At 38.6% G+C, this 19,495-nt stretch carries 17 protein-coding genes; all 17 read right to left on the bottom strand.

The annotated features are described in order from the left end of the window. Positions 1 to 78 precede the first annotated feature (78 nt). Entirely contained in the window at positions 79 to 1,338 is a 1,260-nt protein-coding gene (ltrA, locus tag J5J03_RS13340; protein WP_208585947.1) for a group II intron reverse transcriptase/maturase, read from the bottom strand. Positions 1,339 to 1,925: 587 nt separating this feature from the next. Then, positions 1,926 to 2,426, bottom strand: a complete 501-nt coding sequence (locus J5J03_RS13335; RefSeq protein WP_208590172.1) for a hypothetical protein — start codon at positions 2,424 to 2,426, stop codon at positions 1,926 to 1,928. A gap of 79 nt (positions 2,427 to 2,505) precedes the next feature. Further along, positions 2,506 to 3,504, bottom strand: a complete 999-nt coding sequence (gene floA / locus J5J03_RS13330; protein ID WP_208590171.1) for a flotillin-like protein FloA — start codon at positions 3,502 to 3,504, stop codon at positions 2,506 to 2,508. A gap of 19 nt (positions 3,505 to 3,523) precedes the next feature. Next, positions 3,524 to 4,864, bottom strand: a complete 1,341-nt coding sequence (locus J5J03_RS13325; protein WP_208590170.1) for an NfeD family protein — start codon at positions 4,862 to 4,864, stop codon at positions 3,524 to 3,526. Between the two features lie 759 nt (positions 4,865 to 5,623). Next, on the bottom strand, positions 5,624 to 6,070 hold the full coding sequence (locus tag J5J03_RS13320) for a GatB/YqeY domain-containing protein (protein WP_208590169.1): 447 nt from the start codon (positions 6,068 to 6,070) through the stop codon (positions 5,624 to 5,626). 18 nt (positions 6,071 to 6,088) lie between these two features. Continuing rightward, a complete protein-coding gene (gene rpsU, locus J5J03_RS13315; RefSeq protein WP_018931586.1) occupies positions 6,089 to 6,265 on the bottom strand; it encodes a 30S ribosomal protein S21 in 177 nt (58 codons plus the stop codon). Between the two features lie 330 nt (positions 6,266 to 6,595). Then, the gene (gene mtaB, locus J5J03_RS13310; RefSeq protein ID WP_208590168.1) at positions 6,596 to 7,933 is read right to left on the bottom strand and encodes a tRNA (N(6)-L-threonylcarbamoyladenosine(37)-C(2))-methylthiotransferase MtaB; all 1,338 of its coding nucleotides are present in this window, start codon (positions 7,931 to 7,933) and stop codon (positions 6,596 to 6,598) included. Between the two features lie 4 nt (positions 7,934 to 7,937). Continuing rightward, positions 7,938 to 8,690: a 16S rRNA (uracil(1498)-N(3))-methyltransferase gene (locus tag J5J03_RS13305; protein WP_208590167.1), complete on the bottom strand. Its 753-nt coding sequence runs from the start codon at positions 8,688 to 8,690 to the stop codon at positions 7,938 to 7,940. Positions 8,691 to 8,694: 4 nt separating this feature from the next. After that, on the bottom strand, positions 8,695 to 9,645 hold the full coding sequence (gene prmA / locus J5J03_RS13300) for a 50S ribosomal protein L11 methyltransferase (RefSeq protein ID WP_208590165.1): 951 nt from the start codon (positions 9,643 to 9,645) through the stop codon (positions 8,695 to 8,697). A gap of 42 nt (positions 9,646 to 9,687) precedes the next feature. Then, positions 9,688 to 10,815 (bottom strand): molecular chaperone DnaJ, encoded by a 1,128-nt coding sequence (gene dnaJ / locus J5J03_RS13295; RefSeq protein ID WP_208590163.1) that lies wholly within the window; start codon positions 10,813 to 10,815, stop codon positions 9,688 to 9,690. 218 nt (positions 10,816 to 11,033) lie between these two features. Next, positions 11,034 to 12,869, bottom strand: a complete 1,836-nt coding sequence (gene dnaK / locus J5J03_RS13290; RefSeq protein ID WP_208590161.1) for a molecular chaperone DnaK — start codon at positions 12,867 to 12,869, stop codon at positions 11,034 to 11,036. 30 nt (positions 12,870 to 12,899) lie between these two features. After that, positions 12,900 to 13,472 (bottom strand): nucleotide exchange factor GrpE, encoded by a 573-nt coding sequence (gene grpE, locus J5J03_RS13285; RefSeq protein ID WP_208590160.1) that lies wholly within the window; start codon positions 13,470 to 13,472, stop codon positions 12,900 to 12,902. Positions 13,473 to 13,588: 116 nt separating this feature from the next. After that, positions 13,589 to 14,611 carry a heat-inducible transcriptional repressor HrcA gene (gene hrcA / locus J5J03_RS13280; protein WP_208590159.1) on the bottom strand — a complete coding sequence of 341 codons (1,023 nt, stop codon included), beginning with the start codon at positions 14,609 to 14,611 and terminating at the stop codon, positions 13,589 to 13,591. A gap of 111 nt (positions 14,612 to 14,722) precedes the next feature. Continuing rightward, positions 14,723 to 15,865 (bottom strand): radical SAM family heme chaperone HemW, encoded by a 1,143-nt coding sequence (hemW, locus tag J5J03_RS13275; protein ID WP_208590158.1) that lies wholly within the window; start codon positions 15,863 to 15,865, stop codon positions 14,723 to 14,725. Positions 15,866 to 15,927: 62 nt separating this feature from the next. Continuing rightward, positions 15,928 to 17,748 (bottom strand): translation elongation factor 4, encoded by a 1,821-nt coding sequence (lepA, locus tag J5J03_RS13270; protein WP_208590157.1) that lies wholly within the window; start codon positions 17,746 to 17,748, stop codon positions 15,928 to 15,930. Between the two features lie 209 nt (positions 17,749 to 17,957). Beyond that, the gene (locus tag J5J03_RS13265) at positions 17,958 to 18,275 is read right to left on the bottom strand and encodes a hypothetical protein (protein WP_208590156.1); all 318 of its coding nucleotides are present in this window, start codon (positions 18,273 to 18,275) and stop codon (positions 17,958 to 17,960) included. 1 nt (position 18,276) lies between these two features. Beyond that, positions 18,277 to 19,479: a stage II sporulation protein P gene (spoIIP, locus tag J5J03_RS13260; RefSeq protein ID WP_208590155.1), complete on the bottom strand. Its 1,203-nt coding sequence runs from the start codon at positions 19,477 to 19,479 to the stop codon at positions 18,277 to 18,279. Positions 19,480 to 19,495: the final 16 nt, after the last annotated feature.

Genomic DNA, 19,495 nt, shown 5'->3' with positions numbered 1-19,495 from the left:
AATCGAGATAGGGGGAGGTGACTAACCTCCGACCCTCTCACATCACCAAACATACGGTTCCGTATTTGGCGATTTCATTCAAGTCATACGTGAAAATTGATAACGAATAAACAAACTTTCTAGTCCTTGGCTTCCCCAATATCGGTTGCCGAGGGTTCTGTGTAAAATGGGGCTGTTCGCAATCCGCCAATAGGCTTTCCTTGTGTTGGCCCATTCCCACGCTTTCTCCTTCTTCACACCGAACCTTTGTAATTCTCGATACCTTGTCTTGACCAACTTCCATTCTTTCCATCGAATCATGCGGAGTCTACGTTGGATCCAACTATCTATCTGTTTCAGAACACTTGGTGCCTCGGTCAATTGGTAATATCCTATCCAACCGATTAAGTACCGATTTAATCGTTCGATTCTGGTCTCCATACTGATGTTTTCTTTCCTTGATGTTAAGGAACGGATTCGATCTTTGAGCCTCTTAATACTCTCTTTTGGTATGCGAACCTTTGGTCTCTTCTTGTGACTGGTGAAGGAGAATCCTAGAAATTTTCGTCTCCATGGACGATCAATCGCACTCTTTTGTTGATTCACTTTCAGCTTTAGTTTTCCTTCCAGGAATTCCGTCATGTTTTGTCTGACTCTCTGTCCTGCTCTTTTGGAACGAACGTAGATTTGACAATCATCCGCATAACGGACGAAGTGCAGTCCTCTGCGCTCCAATTCTTTGTCCCATTCATCTAAGACAATATTAGAGAGTAAAGGACTTAACGGGCCACCTTGTGGTGTTCCTTCTGTGTTCGACTGAACAAGTCCTTGCTCCATGACTCCTGCTTGTAGATAGCGACGGATTAATGTCAGCACTCTTGGATCGTTAATCCGTTTGCTCAGGGTGCGCATTAAACGATCATGATGTACTTTATCAAAGAATTTCTCTAGATCCATATCTACTACCCAACGACAGCCTTCTTGTATATACCCTCTTGCTTTCCTCACCGCGTCATGACCTCGCCTTTGGGGACGAAATCCATAACTATGGTCCGAAAACTGCGGGTCATATACTTTGGTCAACACTTGTGCGATCGCTTGTTGTAGAAAGCGATCTGTCACGGTTGGAATCCCTAGCTTCCTCTTTCCACCGTCTGGTTTCGGGATTTCGACTCGACGGACCGGTTGAGGTTGATAGGTTCCTGTTTCCAATTGTTGCTTGAGGATTGTCCAGTTCTCTTTCAAATGCACTCGTAGGTTTTGTACGGGCATTTGGTCGATTCCGTGGCTTCCTTTATTCTTTTCTACACGCCATATAGCTTGTAGTAGATTCTCTCGTGACAGTATTTGTTTTAACATTCGTTCTCTCTCCTACGTACATGATCGTTCTCTTTATGTGGTATGTGTTCTCCACCCTTCTCATGTCCCCCACGGGATTCACCGTTTCCTCCATGAGGAAGGAACTTGTGTTTCTGCTTCATCAAACCATACGTATCCCAAGTGATCATGTTCCTTTCCTGATTCCGCCCTTCCCTGTTCCTCTAGAAGAAACAGGTACTATGGCTTCTGCTGACTTCTGATAGTTCAGTGAATGTTCACACATCCGGTTACGGTAAGTGTACCGCTTTGCTATCAGACCTCCCGGGGTAAGCATCTACACTTCCTCCCCATATCCTTGCTTCATTTACTACCTATACCCTTCGGCAGTATGGACTTTGATGTGTTTGGCAGTCTCATCCAAGTATAAATAGCCTTCTATGAAGTTCGTGTTCCTCAAGGCGGGAATTTGCCTCCGACTTCCTTCAGATTCTAGGTCGCCCTAGACACCCTTGTCCTTGGCTAACTGGTACTACTGCCTTCCCAGTTCGGGACTTGAACCCTAGAGTTTAGATGCATGCCCGGCACACCATAAAAAAAAAAGTCGAATGGTTTCCCATTCGACTTTTTTAACGATAGTTCCGATAATAATTTCTTTTTTGATAGGCGCGTGGCGGTCCCAATACTTCTGACATAATAATACCTTGAGCTATTCCTTTTGATGTTAAGTTTTTTTCAACTGATAAAGAAATCTCTTCTTTACTATCTTTTCGATACGCTCTTGGCGGCGGGCCATCCTTAATGGCATCATGCTTACCTAGCTGCTGGTCTTTCGATTCATCCCGAATATTCTCTGCGCGTTGGATTTTTTCCTTTAATTTTTCCATTTGCTTTTCCTTTTGTTGAGCAAATGTCTCTTGTCCTAGATCAGTATTCGTATCAATTGTTTCAAAATCAGGTACAGATTGCCCTGGAGTTTCTATTCTAGGCTTTTGAGTATTGTTTGTTTCCTGCTGGACTGGTCTTGGTGGTATCTTTTGTTTTTGCTCCTCATTTTTTGATTTTATCAAGCCGAAAAGCCAAAACACTATTGCCATTATCGGAACAATAAAACTTAACAATTCATCCATTTACATCTTCCTTTCAGGGGCTATTTAACAGTTATTAGCAATTTACGCCTTCTAACTAAGATAGCCCCTATGAGGATTCTTACTTGTTGTCGTCTTCTTCGTTGTCTGTTTCTGTTAATTTACCAATAGAATCACGCATATCTGTATCAGCATCAATATTCTTATAATTCATATAATCCATGACACCCATATTGCCAGAACGCAAGGCTTCTGCAAGTGCCTTTGGTACATCTGCTTCTGCTTCGACCACTTTGGCACGCATTTCTTGAACTTTTGCAACCATTTCTTGTTCCTGGGCAACCGCCATTGCACGACGTTCTTCTGCTTTTGCTTGGGCGATGTTTTTATCCGCTTCGGCTTGGTCTGTTTGTAAAATCGCACCGATGTTTTTACCGATATCAACATCGGCAATATCGATTGATAAGATTTCAAAAGCAGTACCAGCATCTAACCCACGGTTTAAAACGTTATGAGAAATAGAGTCAGGATTTTCTAATACTTTCGTATGTGCTTCTGAGCTACCAATAGTACTTACAACACCTTCCCCAACACGGGCAATAACCGTATCTTCACCAGCACCACCGACTAGTCGGTCAATATTTGCTCGAACAGTGATTCGTGCTTTCGCTTTTACTTCAATTCCATCCATTGAAATACCAGCAATAAAAGGTGTTTCAATTACTTTCGGATTAACACTCATTTGTACAGCTTCTAATACGTCACGACCAGCTAAATCAATCGCAGCACAGCGTTCAAAGCTCAACTCAATGTTTGCTCGTTGTGCAGCAATTAACGCATTAACAACACGGTCAACATTACCACCAGCTAAGAAGTGACTTTCTAATTGGTTTGTCGTTACATCTAATCCCGCTTTGTGCGCTTTAATTAATGGATTAATAACTCGGGATGGAACAACCCTTCTCAAGCGCATCCCCACTAGTGTAAAGATACTTACTCTTACACCAGCTGCAAGTGCACTAATCCATAGCATTACTGGAATAAAAGTAAATAGAATAGCAACCGCAATTACAATCAACCCAATAATAATGATTGGAAAAATCTGTTCAAAACCTTCCATACTACATCCTCCTCATAATTTACCTTGTGATTTTTCTTACTACAAGACGGGAACCTTCGACTTTAATAATTTTTATCGGGGTATCCACATCAATAAACGCTCCTTCGGACACCACATCCAGTCTTTCATCAGCAAACTCTGCAGTACCTGATGGCCTTAGTGGTGTAACCGAAATGCCTTCCTGTCCAATTAATTCTAACCGATTTACAGAAGAGACATATCCTTGCTCTGTAGTTGTTGAGTCTTTTAGAATAACATGTCTGAAGACCCCTTTCTCCAAACCAATCGTTTTGAATAAAATAACAGCTACAATAATACTTGCAATAAGTGCGATAGCTATACTCATCGCCATATGTCCAGGGTTATCAGTCGACATAAATAAGGAAGCTACTATCGCACCAATACCAATGAAACCGAGAATACCGCCCGGTGCAAATATTTCTATAACTATTAACACAATTCCTAATATAAGTAAAACAATTGCTTCATATCCAGCTAGGCCAGCTACGATATGTCCATAAAAATATAATATTAATGAAGCAATTCCAATCGATCCTGGAATCCCGAAACCTGGCGAATACAATTCCACAATTAATCCAATACTTGCTAACGAAAGTAGGATCGGTACAACTATTGGATTTGTCAAAAAACGAGCTAGATCTTCTGCTGGAGTTGGTTCAGTTTTTATTATTTCTGCATCTGATAAGGATAAAGTACTTAACAGCTCCGTTCTGTGACTGACAATACCTTGAGCATATTCTACTTCTACTGCATTATTAGCATCTAAAGTAAGGAAATCACCTTCAGGAGCACCATATTCAGGTAGATCAATTTCAGCATTTGCCATAGCTTCCGCATATAATGGATCTCTGTCTTTAGAACTGGCTGCCCCTCTCATGCTTGCAACCCATGCTGATTGTGCTTTTTTATCAGCTGCAGTACCATCTGAATTAATGACTCCACTTGCTCCCATACTTGTTTGTGGTTTCATATAGATATTATCTGTATTTAAAGCAATATAAGAGCCCGCGGAAAGTGCTTTGACAGTAATAAAGGATGTTGTTTCAATCTCTAAATCCTGCAATATTTCTCCAATGTATTCTGCAGCATCTACTCGACCACCAGGTGTATTAATTTCGAAAATAATATGATCTGCATTATTTTCAGTTGCCTCCGTTGTTGTCCTCCTAATAAACGCCTCTAAACCGCGTTCTACTTCATTTTCTATCGGTATAACATAAACAAGTTCACCTTCTCCGTTATCTTCAGCGTGCACTTCCGTTTGAAAACTACAGGTGAAGGAAAATACAGCTGCAATGATCGATATCGAGACCAACAAAGCAGATACGTACTTTTTCAAATCCCAACCTCCCTTCACTAGTGCTTTGACATATAAGTATTCATACGGATATTATGTAAGAAAAGTTTCATTAATGGACAAAAAACTTATGTCAACGCATTCAGTTTATCATAATTATATCAACGAGAAAAATTTTTCACTATTATATATGTATATACCTACCCAACCATCACATTTGTAAGAAAAAGGAACCTGTTTTTATACAACCTATCCTTGTAAGAAAAACTGGGCAAAACCCAACCAGTTCTAAGTGGAGCTCCGATTGTTTTACTGGCCATGTGAAATATATAAACTGCATTACCTACGCTATGATCATGGTCTACAACGCTAGCCTGAAGTAACACGGCTGCTTTTATACTCACAAACAAATAGCGGTTTTTCACTTTGTCCATTATAAAAAGTCAACATTTTACTTATGACAAGAAATTGTTGCATCTTCTCATAGCGGAGACCAATTACTTAGACTCCTGCGGGAACAAGGCGAACCGATAATCCACTTTGCCAAGGGAGTTGAGGTTGTTACCCGTGGTGTAGGATACACTGCGAAAGTAAGCTTTTAACAGATATTGCCTTATGCCCTTTGGGTGAAAGCGAAGTAAGTAGTCGGAACGTTGCAAATAGACATCAAACATGTCAAAATAACTACTTCGCTTAACACGGTGATTGCACTGCTGATATACTTTCTAGTCTTATTAAAAAGACCCTTAACTTAGTCGATAAGTCAAGGGTCTTATAGATGAATGAATTCATTTTGTTCGTTTATGATAAGTTCTTTTGAACCAATTGATTCACTCTAGAGCCTTCTGCTTTACCTTTTACTTTAGGCATAAGCGCACTCATTACTTTTCCCATATCTTTTTTTGATTGAGCTTGAACTTCCTCGATCGTCTGAACAACTATTTTCTCTAACTCTTCATCAGAAAGTTGTTCAGGCATATAAGCTTGTATTATGTTAATTTCATCTTCTAACTTGCTTACAAGATCTTCGCGTCCAGCTTCTTTAAATTCATGGAGGGAATCTTTTCGTTGCTTTAGCTCTCTCGCTAAAACGGTTAATTCTTCTTCTTCAGACAATGCATCTTTCTGTAATTTAATGGCTTCATTTTGCATCGATGCTTTGACCATTCGAATTACACCTAATTTATCTTTATTTTTGTCCTTCATCGCCTGCTTCATATCCTGGTTCAAAAGTTCAACGATTGCCATTATTTTATTACACCCTCTTTAAAATTTACGCTTTCTAGCTGCCTCCGATTTTTTCTTACGGCGAACACTAGGTTTTTCATAAAATTCACGCTTACGATATTCAGATAATGTACCAGATTTTGATACACTACGTTTAAAGCGACGAAGAGCATCTTCAAGTGACTCGTTTTTACGAACGCGAGTTGTGTTAGACATGCTAATTTCCCTCCCTCCGAAGCATCAACAAAATTAATCAAACATATGTATAGATACATATGTCTCTTTGCAATTATAATATACCAGTTAAAATAGGTCAACCGTTTTAATAAGAAAAACCGGCAACCCCTGCCCAGTCCTTATCACTAAATGCTAACTAGACCTGCGATTTCTCTAGTTGCCATTATGAAATATATCGACTGGTTGACCACCACTCCGGCCGCCCAAAACATGTCAAATAACTACTTCGTTTAACACGGTCATTGCGCTGATTTTATACTTTCTTGACTGACTAGAAAACCATAACAGAATACCTGCTATGGTCTTGGTTTAAACAGATAATGCGGCGTCATCCATTACGCGGACAAATTGACCTTCGTTATACGGATAACCTGCTTTTGTTACTTTCACCCGAACAATCTCACCGATCATATCTTTCGATCCTTCGAATTTGACTTTTAAATAGTTATCCGAATAACCTACCAACATATTCGGTTGATCAGCATCAAATGTTTCCTCCGGAATAACCTCGACAACTTCATTTTCATAATTTTTCGCATATGCTAATGCTTGTTCATTTGATTGGTCAATTAATGCTTGAACGCGACGGTTTTTCACTTCATCATCTACTTGGTTATCCATCCGTGCTGCAGGTGTACCAGTCCTTCTAGAGAAAGGGAACACGTGTAATTCGGAGTAACCAATTTCTTTGACAAAATCCATTGTTTCCTGGAATTCTTCCTCTGTTTCACCAGGGAAACCAACAATTACATCAGATGTTATCGCTAAATGCGGTAAGGCCTTTTGAATTCTAGCTACTCGCTTCTTATAGAAGTCTGTTGTATATTTACGCCGCATTCTTTCCAAAACAGTATCTGAACCAGATTGTAACGGAATATGAAGGTGTGGTACTACTTTCTTTGAAGCATCCAATACCTCGATTACTTCATCTGTAATTTGACTCGCTTCTATTGACGAAATACGAATTCGTTTTAATCCGTCTACTTTTGATTCTAGATCACGTAATAATTGTGCGAAGTTATAATCTTTCATGTCTTCTCCATATCCAGCTGTATGAATTCCTGTTAGAACAATTTCTTTGTAACCTGCATCCACCAGTTGACGTGCTTGCTTCATTACATTCTCAGGTTCCCTAGAGCGCAGCAGTCCGCGAGACCATGGAATAATACAGAATGTACAGAAATTATTACAACCTTCTTGGATTTTTAATGATGCACGTGTACGATCTGAGAATTGAGGCACATCCATCTCTTCAAAAACTCGATTTTTCATAATATTGGATACACCATTGATTGGTTGACGGTGCTCTTGGTGTTCTTCAATATATTGAATCATCTTACCTCGATCCTGTGTACCTACAACAATATCGACACCCGGAATCTCCATAATCTCTCCTGGAGATGTTTGGGCATAGCAACCTGTTACACAAACCACTGCTTCTGGATTGCTACGAATGGCACGGCGAATGACTTGTCGGCTTTTTTTATCGCCTGTATTGGTAACCGTACAAGTATTGATAACATAAACGTCGGCATGATGATCGAAATCTACTCGCTCATAACCTTCATTTTTGAATTTCTGCCAAATACCTTCTGTTTCATAATGGTTTACTTTACAACCTAATGTATGAAAAGCCACTGTAGGCATTCCATCACCTCATTTCTTCAAAGTAATAAGACAAATTTGCAAGTACATATAATGGTGCTGTTTCCGTTCGTAAAATTCGTGGTCCAAGACGAATTGCCTGAAAGCCCGCATCCTTTAAACTATTTGCTTCATTTTCGCTAAATCCACCCTCTGGACCAATGCATATCATGATGGATTGACCTTCTTCTATTTGTGAAAAATAGTTATGTAATTTGAATGATTTGTAATTACGAGTCGCCTCTTCATAAGCAAAGAACTTCCAATCATATGACGCACTTTCGTTCATTAATTCTTCGAATGTTACAACAGATTCAACTTTAGGAGTTTTTGTGCGGTGTGCTTGTTCACTTGCTTCTTTCACAATTTTTTGCCATCTGGGTAGTTTTTTCTTCAGTTTTTGGTGATCCCATTTTACGACAGAACGGTCTGCTTGAAAAGGGATAAAACGTGCAGCTCCAAGTTCAGTCCCTTTCTGTAGAGTTAGTTCCCACTTATCACCTTTTGGCAAACCTTGTACAACCGTAATGTTAATTGGTGACTCCGATTCTTCCTGAAGCCACTCTTCCACAGTAGCTTCCAACACTGTTTCTTGAATTACGTTGATACGACATATGGCTGATTGTCCGTCATAACGATTGGCAATGAATGTATCTCCTGCTTCCATCCGCATGACATGAACCATATGATGATAATCGTCAGCCACAATTTGTACTTTGTTTTCATGCCAGTTATCTTTTTCTATAAAATAACGTTGCATCCCTTTACCTACTTCCTTCAGGCTTTTGGGCGATAATTGAAATCCAATCTTCCATCTGATTGATCTCTAAAATGTTAAATCCTGCCTTTTCTAAGCCTTCCTTAACATCCTGCTTTTTCTTTTGAATGATGCCAGAGGTAATAAATACTCCACCTGGCTTCAATCGTTCAAAGGCATCATTTTCAAAACGTAAAATGATTTCAGCCAAGATATTTGCTACAATGATATCCGCTGCGTCTTTTACATTTTCTAGTAAATTATTTTGCTTAACTTTAACCTTGTTATCTACTTTATTTACTTTGACATTTAACTTGGTACTTTGGATTGCTACTTCATCTAAATCGAAAGCAAAAACCTGCTCTGCACCTAACAATACAGAAGCAACACTTAACACACCTGAACCACATCCTACATCAAGGACAGTGGCTCCCTTCTCAATGAATCTCTCAAGTGCTTGAATGCTTAGTACGGTTGTCGGATGGGTACCTGTACCAAATGCCATACCTGGATCTAGTTCTATGATGAGTTCATCTGTGGAGACAGGCTGATAATCTTCCCATGTTGGTGTTATCGTTACTCGTTGAGAAATTTTCGCCGGTTTATAATATTTTTTCCAAGCAGTCGCCCATTCTTCTTCATTTACTTCACTGAGTGTTATTTTATTTAAGCCAATATCAATATCATATAGGAGCAAATTATTAATTGCCTGCTTAATTTCAGATACTGTTTCACCTAGGAAACTATTCACAGGAAGATATGCTTTTAAACGAACTCCCTCTTCAGGGTAATCATCAGGATTTAGATCATAGATTTCACCATAAATGCTTTCACGCTCCTTCTCTAAATCCTGACGATCTTCAATTACAACACCACTGGCACCTGCTTCATGTATAATGTTGGAGATAGGTTCAATCGCTTCATTAGTCGTATAGATACACAGCTCTGTCCACTTCACGCAGATCAACTCACTTTATAAAAATTTTCAGCTAAGGATTGCTTATTCTCCCTTAAAAGCACGCTTTACGCGTTGAAAAAACGAATTTTCATGTTCATCGGTTGGTTGGTTACCACTAATTTCATTGAATTCTCTTAATAATTCCTTCTGACGCTCATTTAAGTTGGTCGGTGTAATTACACGAATTTTTATATGTTGGTCACCATGACCATATCCTCTAACATTCGGAGCACCTTTGCCCTTTAAGCGGAATGTTTTCCCGGTTTGCGTACCAGCTGGAACTTTAAGTTTCACTTTACCATGTAATGTTGGAACCTCGATTTCATCTCCAAGTGCTGCTTGTGCAAAGGTAATAGGCATTTCACAGAAAATATGGTCGCCTTCACGTTGATAGAATTCATGTTCTTTTACTTGAATAATAACATATAAATCTCCAGCCGGCCCACCGTTTGCACCAGGTTCACCTTGACCTGCAACACGAATTTGCTGACCATCATCAATACCTGCTGGAATACTAAGATGAATTTTCTTACGGGTCTTCACCTTCCCTTGGCCACCACAAGTAGTACATTTATCTTTAATCATTTTACCGCTACCTTGACAATGATGACATACACGTCTATTAACCACTCTACCAAAAGGTGTGTTTTGTTCAACATTTAACTGACCGCTACCATTACAATGGCTACAGGTTTCTGGGGTAGTGCCAGGCTTTGCCCCTGATCCATTACATGTTGTACACTCTTCCTCTTTAGGGATGTGAATATCTGTCTCTTTTCCAAAAATGGCATCTTCAAAGTCTAATGTCATCGAATATTGTAGGTCGTTTCCTTGACGTGGAGCATTCGGATCCCTTCTGCGACCACCGCCACCAAAAAACATGTCAAAAATATCTCCGAATCCACCGAAGTCTTCTGCACCTCCGAAACCGCCAAAGCCTCCCTGACTTTGTGGTCCGGCATGACCAAATTGGTCATATTGAGCTCTTTTTTGTTCATTGCCTAACACTTCATAAGCTTCTTTTACTTCCTTGAATTTCTGGTCTGTGCCTTCTTCTTGATTAACGTCTGGGTGATATTTTCTTGCAAGTTTACGGTACGCTTTTTTTATTTCTTCTTTTGAAGCATCTTTGGATACACCAAGTACTTCATAATAATCTCGTTTACTCACTGACTGATCACACTCCCGCTCGTTTATTGCATAAACACTATCATAACATTGATTGATAAAGATAAGCAAACATTACTTGCTAGACGCTGAGTACCATGAAACAGCGTCCGTTGTAAACTTCTTTGAATAAATATTAATAAATTGAACTATTTCATGGAAAAAGCCAAAGCCATGTGTTACTGACTTTGACTTTCCAAACTTAGATTTAAAATCTATTTTTATTTTTTATCATCATCGTCCATTTCTTCATAGTCTGCATCTACTACATCGTCTGCTTGTTGTCCTTCTGCTCCTGCTGCATCACCATTAGCTTGCGCTTGTTGCTGTGCTTGTTCATAAAGCTTCATGGAAAGAGCTTGAACTTCTTGTTCCAGAGCTTCTTTTTTCGCTTTAATTTGTTCCTGGTCATTGTTCTCTAATGCCTTTTTCAATTCATCTTTTGCTGCTTCTGCTTTTTGTTTTTCTTCGTCAGAAACGTTGTCGCCAAGATCTTTTAAAGTTTTATCCGTTTGGAAAACCAATTGATCTGCTTCATTGCGAAGTTCTATTTCTTCACGACGTTTTTTATCTTCTTCGGCATTTTCTTCTGCTTCCTGTACCATTTTTTCAACTTCTTCATCAGAAAGTCCAGAAGAAGATTTAATCGTAATGGACTGCTCTTTATTCGTACCTAAATCTTTGGCACGAACATTTACGATACCATTGGCATCAATGTCGAATGATACTTCGATTTGAGGTACTCCACGTGGTGCAGGTGGAATATCTGTTAGTTGGAAACGACCAAGTGTTTTGTTATCTTGTGCCATTTCGCGTTCACCTTGTAGTACGTGAATATCAACAGCTGTTTGATTATCAGCAGCAGTTGAGAAAACTTGTTGTGCGCTGGTTGGGATCGTAGTATTACGTTCGATAAGTTTTGTTGTTACACCACCCATTGTTTCGATACCTAATGATAATGGAGTAACGTCTAGTAATACAACGTCTTTTACATCACCCTGTAATACCCCACCTTGGATTGCCGCACCTAGCGCTACAACTTCATCAGGGTTTACACCTTTAGATGGGTCTTTGCCAATTTCTTTCTTGATTGCATCTTGTACTGCAGGAATACGTGTTGAACCACCAACAAGTAATACCTTATCAATCTCATTTGCAGAAAGGTCAGCATCTTTTAATGCTTGACGGGTTGGTCCCATCGTTTTTTCCACAAGTCCTGCAGACAGCTCATCAAACTTCGCACGAGTAATGTTCATTTCTAAGTGTAACGGGCCAGCATCTCCAGCTGTAATAAATGGTAATGATACTTGTGTTTGAGCTACACCAGAAAGATCTTTCTTCGCTTTTTCTGCAGCATCTTTTAAACGCTGAAGTGCCATTTTATCTTGTGAAAGATCGATTCCATTTTCCTTCTTGAATTCTTCTACCATGTGGTCAATTAATACTTGGTCAAAGTCATCTCCACCAAGACGGTTATCACCAGCAGTAGACACTACTTCAAATGTACCTTCGCCGATGTCAAGGATAGACACGTCAAATGTACCACCGCCAAGATCATATACGAGTACGGTTTGATCTTCTTCTGCTTTATCAATACCATATGCTAGTGCTGCTGCAGTAGGCTCATTAATAATACGCTCTACTTCAAGCCCAGCAATTTTACCTGCATCTTTTGTTGCTTGACGTTCAGCATCGTTAAAGTAAGCCGGAACAGTGATAACTGCTTTATCTACTGTGTCACCTAAATAATCTTCTGCATATGATTTTAAATGTTGTAAAATAATTGCAGAAATTTCTTGAGGTGTATATTCTTTCCCTTCAATCTCTACTTTATAATCTGTCCCCATATGACGTTTAATCGATTGAATCGTGTTTGGGTTGGTAATAGCTTGACGCTTTGCTACTTCCCCAATTTGACGTTCTCCGTTTTTGAATGAAACAACAGAAGGGGTTGTACGGTTACCTTCAGGGTTTGGAATAACCTTTGATTCGCCACCTTCCATTACTGCTACACATGAGTTAGTTGTACCTAAGTCAATACCAATTATTTTTCCCATTTTCATTATCCTCCTTCACAACTTATGTAATTACTGATTAACTTTCACCATTGCTGGTCTGATTACACGGTCCTTTAATTGGTACCCCTTTTGCATCGTCTCAACAATTTGGTTTGATTCATAACCTTCTTCTTGTACTTGCATCACTGCTTGGTGTATATTCGGATCAAATGTTTGACCATCTGTTTCAATCTCCGTTACACCTTCGTTTTCCAATACTGTCTTCAATTGTCGATAGACCATTTCTAGACCTTCGACAACCCCTTTTGCTGCTTTCTCTTCAATTTCTACTTGAAGAGCACGCTCAAAATTATCTAAAACCGGTAAAAGTTCTGTTATTACCGATTGTGATTTATACTTCAGGTCTGCTTCTTTTTCTTTCTTCGTACGTTTTCTAAAGTTATCATATTCTGCTTGCACACGAAGAAGTCGATCTTGCAACTCATTTTTCTCTTGTTGTAGCTTTTCAAATTCTTCGTTACTTACTGTTATTTCTTCAGATTCTGCTGATTCTTCTTCTGTGACAAGCTCCTGTTCAGCATCTTCAACTACTTCCTCTTTTACATCTTCTTTTTCTTGTTGTTGTACGTCTTTTTCTTCCATCCCTGTCACCTCCTAAAATAAAGCCATTGTATAGCAAAACACATTTTTGCTAAATAATCAAATTTTATACTTGCACACGAGAAAAGAGTACGGGACTACACCATACCCTTCTCGTATTAGTACCATGAATTGAATTTATGACTTAATCTGTTTGATAAAACATTCAATATGGATACAACTCTTGAATATTCCATTCTTGTCGGTCCAAGTAATGCAATCGTTCCGAGCTGTTCATCTCCTAATGAGTATGTTGCGGTAATCAAACTACAGTCCTGCATCGCAGCCAATTCATTTTCCTGTCCTATCGACACTTTGATCCCTTTACCAGATGTTCTAAGCAGATTCGCTAATTGATCTTCTTTTTCCATCACGGAATAAAGAGATTGAATCTTGTCAATGTCATGAAATTCTGGCTGTAACATGATATTGGTTTTTCCATCCATATAAAGTTTTACAGGTTGTTTCTCTAATAAAGCTTCTTTTAAATAGGCATAAGTTGCTTCAAAATCGGAACTATAACGTTGCAACATTTCAGCTACTTCGCCATACATTTTCTGTTGTAAATGCACGATTGGCACACCAACCAAACGATCATTTAAAATATTCACTAGTTTTTCTAAATCAGCAGTTTGCATTGTCGTTGGCACATTGAAATAACGGTGTTCAACATGTCCTGTACTAGTGACTAGTATCGCAACTGCTGTATGTTCAGATAAACTGATAATCTGGATTTGCTTTAATGTTGTTTCAAAAACTTCCGGTCCTAAAATGATGGAAGTATAGTTTGTTAAATCTGATAAAACCCTTGCCGATTTTTGTACTACTTTTTCGAATTCAATCATTTCCCGTTCAAATGTCCGTTGTATCATACCCATATCTTGATTTGATAAGCGAAATGGTAACATTAAGTTATCTACATAAAAACGGTATCCTTTCTCGGAAGGTACACGTCCAGAGGATGTATGGGTCTTCTCAATGAAACCTAATTCCTCTAAGTCTGCCATTTCATTTCGAATTGTGGCAGGACTAAAAGAAATGTCTTCCTTCTTTGCGATAGCCCTCGATCCAATCGGTTGTGCCGTATGGATGAACTCATCAATAATAACCTGCAAAACTTGTATCTGTCTTTCTGTAAGCATCGATGATCACCTCTGTTAGCACTCTGAAACCGCGAGTGCTAAATCTAATAATAAATTATCAAATACCACTCAAAATGTCAATCAGGAAACTCATATTAAATTTGACCTATATTAAATTTCTTTTTCCAGTAAAAAGGATTGAAATACTTCATTACCGAAAGGCTTTCCTTCTTCGGTTAATTTAATAAACGTAGTATTACGATTAATCCATCCTCTTGCCTCAAGGTGAGCTAATTCATCACCGTACACTTCTTCTATTTTCACTTGGTATTTTTTCTCGAATTTTGGAATCGATACTCCTTCACTTTTCCTTAAACCTAGGAACATCTCCTCTTCGATTTGCTCCTTTTTCCCGATTTTTTCTATATGAAGCACTGGTTTTCCTGTTTCATTGGCTGCTTCCACATATGTCGGGAATGGGCGGATATTAATAATCCTTTCCCCAGGTAAATACCCATGTGAACCAGCACCAAATCCATAGTAGTAATCATTGTTCCAATAAGTTAAATTGTGCTTGCTCTCAAAACCAGGTTTGGCAAAGTTACTGATTTCATATTGCTCGATCCCCTTATTTTTCATTTCCCTGCGCAGTAACTCATACATATCCGCTTCAATTTCTTCTGGTGGTTTCGTTAGCGTTCCCTTCTTATACCGCTGATAAAAGATAGTTTTCGGCTCAATCTGTAATGAATAAGCAGAATAATGAGGCAGATCAAATTGTAGTGCCTCATCCAACGTTTTCTCAAAATGTTCTATCGTCTGGTTCGGCAGACTATACATTAAATCTATACTAACATTGTCAATACCTACCTTTATCAAGTCATTCACATTCTGATAAACATCTTTCACACGGTGCAATCTTCCTAATTGTTCTAACATCTCGTCATCAAACACTTGGACACCCATAGAAATCCGATTAACACCATGGTCTTTTAAAATACGTATTTTATCTTCCGTTAGATCACCAGGGTTTGCTTCAAATGAATATTCTTCTACACTGGCAACATCAAAGTAATGATCGATCATTTCCACCAGTTTCATTAATTGGCGGTTATTTAATGCCGTTGGAGTTCCTCCACCAACAAAAATAGTTTTCATTTTCTTTTTTGATTCTTGTATATTCGTTTTTATTTCATTCTCTAATGCAATTAAGTAACCATCAGCCATCTTTTCTTCATAAAAGAACTTGGTAAAATCACAATAATGGCAAATCTTTTCGCAAAAAGGAATGTGGATATATACAGACGATACCATTGCTTCTCCCCCTTCGACGTACGGTAAAAACCCTTGCCAATTGACAAGGGTTTAGCATTTGTCTAATCATCATCCATTTTAAGTACAGCCATAAAGGCTTCTTGTGGAACTTCGACAGAACCAACCATTTTCATTCTTTTCTTACCTTCTTTTTGTTTCTCTAGAAGTTTCCGTTTTCGGGAAATATCCCCACCGTAACATTTACTTAACACGTTTTTACGCATTGCCTTAATATTTGTTCTTGCGACTATCTTATTACCAATTGCCGCCTGGATCGGCACTTCGAACTGTTGCCTAGGTATTAACGTCTTTAATTTATCAGCGATTTGCTTGCCACGTTCAAAAGCAAAATCACGATGTACAATAAAGGACAATGCATCGATAGTATCACCATTTAGTAAAATATCCATTTTCACCAAGTTCGATACCTTATACCCTACCATTTCATAATCAAATGATGCGTAACCTTTCGTCTGTGACTTTAATTGATCAAAAAAGTCATAGACAATCTCGGATAATGGAATTTCATAGACAACATTGACACGATTATCATCCAAGTATTGCATATCCTGAAATTCACCACGTTTTTTCTGGCAGATTTCCATCACTGGTCCGACAAAATCGTTAGGCACCATAATCGTCGCTCGAACATATGGTTCCTGGACTTCTTGTACCGATTGGTTATCTGGCATAAATGACGGATTATCAATATCAAATTCTTCCCCGTCTGTCTTCACAACCTTATAAATAACACTTGGCGCAGTTGTGATTAAATCAATACCAAACTCACGCTCAATACGTTCCTGAATAATTTCCATATGCAGTAGTCCTAAGAAACCACACCGAAAACCAAAACCTAACGCTTGTGAAGTTTCTGCTTCATATTGTAATGAAGAATCGTTTAACTCTAAACGTTCAAGGGCTTCCCGTAAATCATTATATTTATCTGCATCAACAGGGTAAAGACCACAGAATACCATTGGATTAAGTCGACGATAACCTGGTAATGGCTCAGCTGCCGGATTGTTTGCCAAGGTAATGGTATCCCCTACTCGAGAATCGCCTACATTTTTAATCGATGCGGTTAAGTACCCTACATCTCCTACTGTTAGTTCATCTTGTTGGACTGGCTTCGGATTAAAAACTCCGACTTCATTGACCTCAAATTCTTTATCCGTCGCCATCATTCTAATTTTATCTCCTACTTTAACAGATCCTTCTTTCACACAAATATATGCAATAACTCCTCGATATGGATCATATAAAGAATCAAATATTAGTGCTTTTAATGGCTCATCAGGATTACCTTCTGGGGCAGGAATTTTTTCAACAATTTGGTCAAGTATTTCATCGATACCTATACCTGACTTCGCACTAGCTAAAATAGCTTCATCTCCGTCAATCCCAATCACATCTGTAATTTCTTGTTTCACACGTTCTGGATCTGCACTTGGCAAATCAATTTTATTAATAACCGGGATAATTTCAAGATCGTTATCCAGTGCTAAATAAACATTAGCCAATGTTTGTGCTTCAATACCTTGTGCAGCATCCACCACTAATATCGCGCCTTCACAAGCTGCAAGACTTCTTGATACTTCGTATGTAAAATCGACATGTCCTGGTGTATCAATTAAGTGAAAAAGGTATTCATCCCCACCACCGCGATCATATTTCAATTGAACAGCATTTAGTTTAATAGTTATTCCGCGTTCACGTTCTAAATCCATGGCATCTAAAAATTGCTCTTTCATCTCACGAGACGTCAATGCTTTTGTTTTTTCCAATATTCGGTCTGCTAACGTTGATTTTCCGTGATCAATATGTGCAATTATAGAAAAATTACGTACTTTGCTTTGATTTCTAATGTTCGTCAATGTCATTCAACTCCTATATTCGACCACAATACTAGCATTGATTATAGCAGTGAAAACATGGATGTTCAACAGAAATATCCAGACAAGACTTTATCACGGTGCTAATCGTCTGTAAGACCCCACTACAACCTTTAGATTACATAAGGAAGCTAAAAGGGGATACCAGAGACGCTAACACCTTAATAAAGTATGACTGTTTAGAGCCATTTTTACAATTAAAAAATGCCATCCACTACTGTATAGGTAACATCGACAATTTGATCGAAAATAACTTTGACAATTTTTTCCCCTTCACCTGCTGCTGAGTGTAAAAAGGTTGGTTCGATCTTCTCATTCACCTGGATGTCTCTTTCCACTTCTTCAATAATCTTGTCCCTATCTACTACCTCAACTTCATCCGCATCTACTGGTTCATTAACCACTACTTCTTGAGGAGAATCGACTGCTTCATGCCCTTCAGATCGATCAATACCAATGTACATCCCTAACGAAAAAACTAGTGTTAACAACAATAGATAAAAGAAGTACTTCACCCTATTCATCCTCCCCATTTGTTCCTGAGACTTTTTCTGCATCCCAATAATATTCACTGAATATTTCTGCAAAAACTTCTGTGGTGTTATACAGCTCTTCCATTGTGTTATCGACCCCGCCAACTTCAATTGTCAAGGCATTTTCGGAGACATCTTGGTTATAAACACCATTTCTGCCTGCACCAGCATACATCTCTACCCCTCGACTTAAGCCATAATATTTTTCATCCAATAAAGCGTGTAGTTTCTCTGCTAAGGCATAGTTCTTTTCATAGTTCGGATTGTCTCCACCTATTACAAACATAATCTTGGCATATGATTTCCCGTCAATCTCAATGGTTGTTAAATCTTTACGGATACTATCACGATGTAAATCAAACACAAAATTCACATCTTTGTTGTCCGTCAGCGCTGCTTCGACCACATCTTTAGAAGCTCTATATGAATCCGCTGAATAATTCCATCCTTTTTCATTTAGGATTGCACCAATATCGGTATCATCCACTTCCGCTCCTATTCCATGGCGTTTTAAATCTTTTGAAAGCTGTTCACTGACTTTGGTGATATTTACTTCATGATGGAAGGCATCATCTGGCTCATCTGCATCAGGCAAATAAGGTAAAAATGATTCACGGTTATGTGTGTTATATATATAAACAACATCCTTGTCACCTGTTGTTTTTTCTTGTTCCTCAACAGGTTTTTCCTCATCTTTTTCTTCATCTTTTTCCTCAGGAGTTGTTGCTTCTCTTTCTTCTAAAACGATATCGAGTGGTGGTGTTGATTCAACCGTTAAGTTCGTATAATCGGTCCCCTCACCTGCAATCAATATTTCTCGATCATACATTTCAAATCCAGGAAGTTCTCTTCCTAATAAACTTCTGACATCATGCATTCTGACATTCGTCCCTAATTCAAAAACTACTTTCCACATATCAATCGGTGTTTGGTCTTCTGGAAGGGCTTCTTTAAAAACACGATTTTCCATCATCATTAAAGATAAGAAATGGACTTCCGTTACATTGTTCGTCCATTTCTTGACAGTATTAGAAGCAACACGATAACTCGGATCCATACTTGTTAACATACCCACTAAAATAAACATTGCAAAAAACGTGGTAACAAATCCTGATATAATGATTAATAATTTATGTTTTGAAAATAAAAACACACGTTTCTTTTGTAATCGATTAGGGCGGTGCATAATAGTTCTCCTTTCT

The sequence above is a fragment of the Gracilibacillus suaedae genome (assembly GCF_017599345.1).
Taxonomy (GTDB): Bacteria; Bacillota; Bacilli; order Bacillales; family Amphibacillaceae; genus Gracilibacillus; species Gracilibacillus suaedae.
This window is presented reverse-complemented; position numbering and strand designations above follow the sequence as displayed.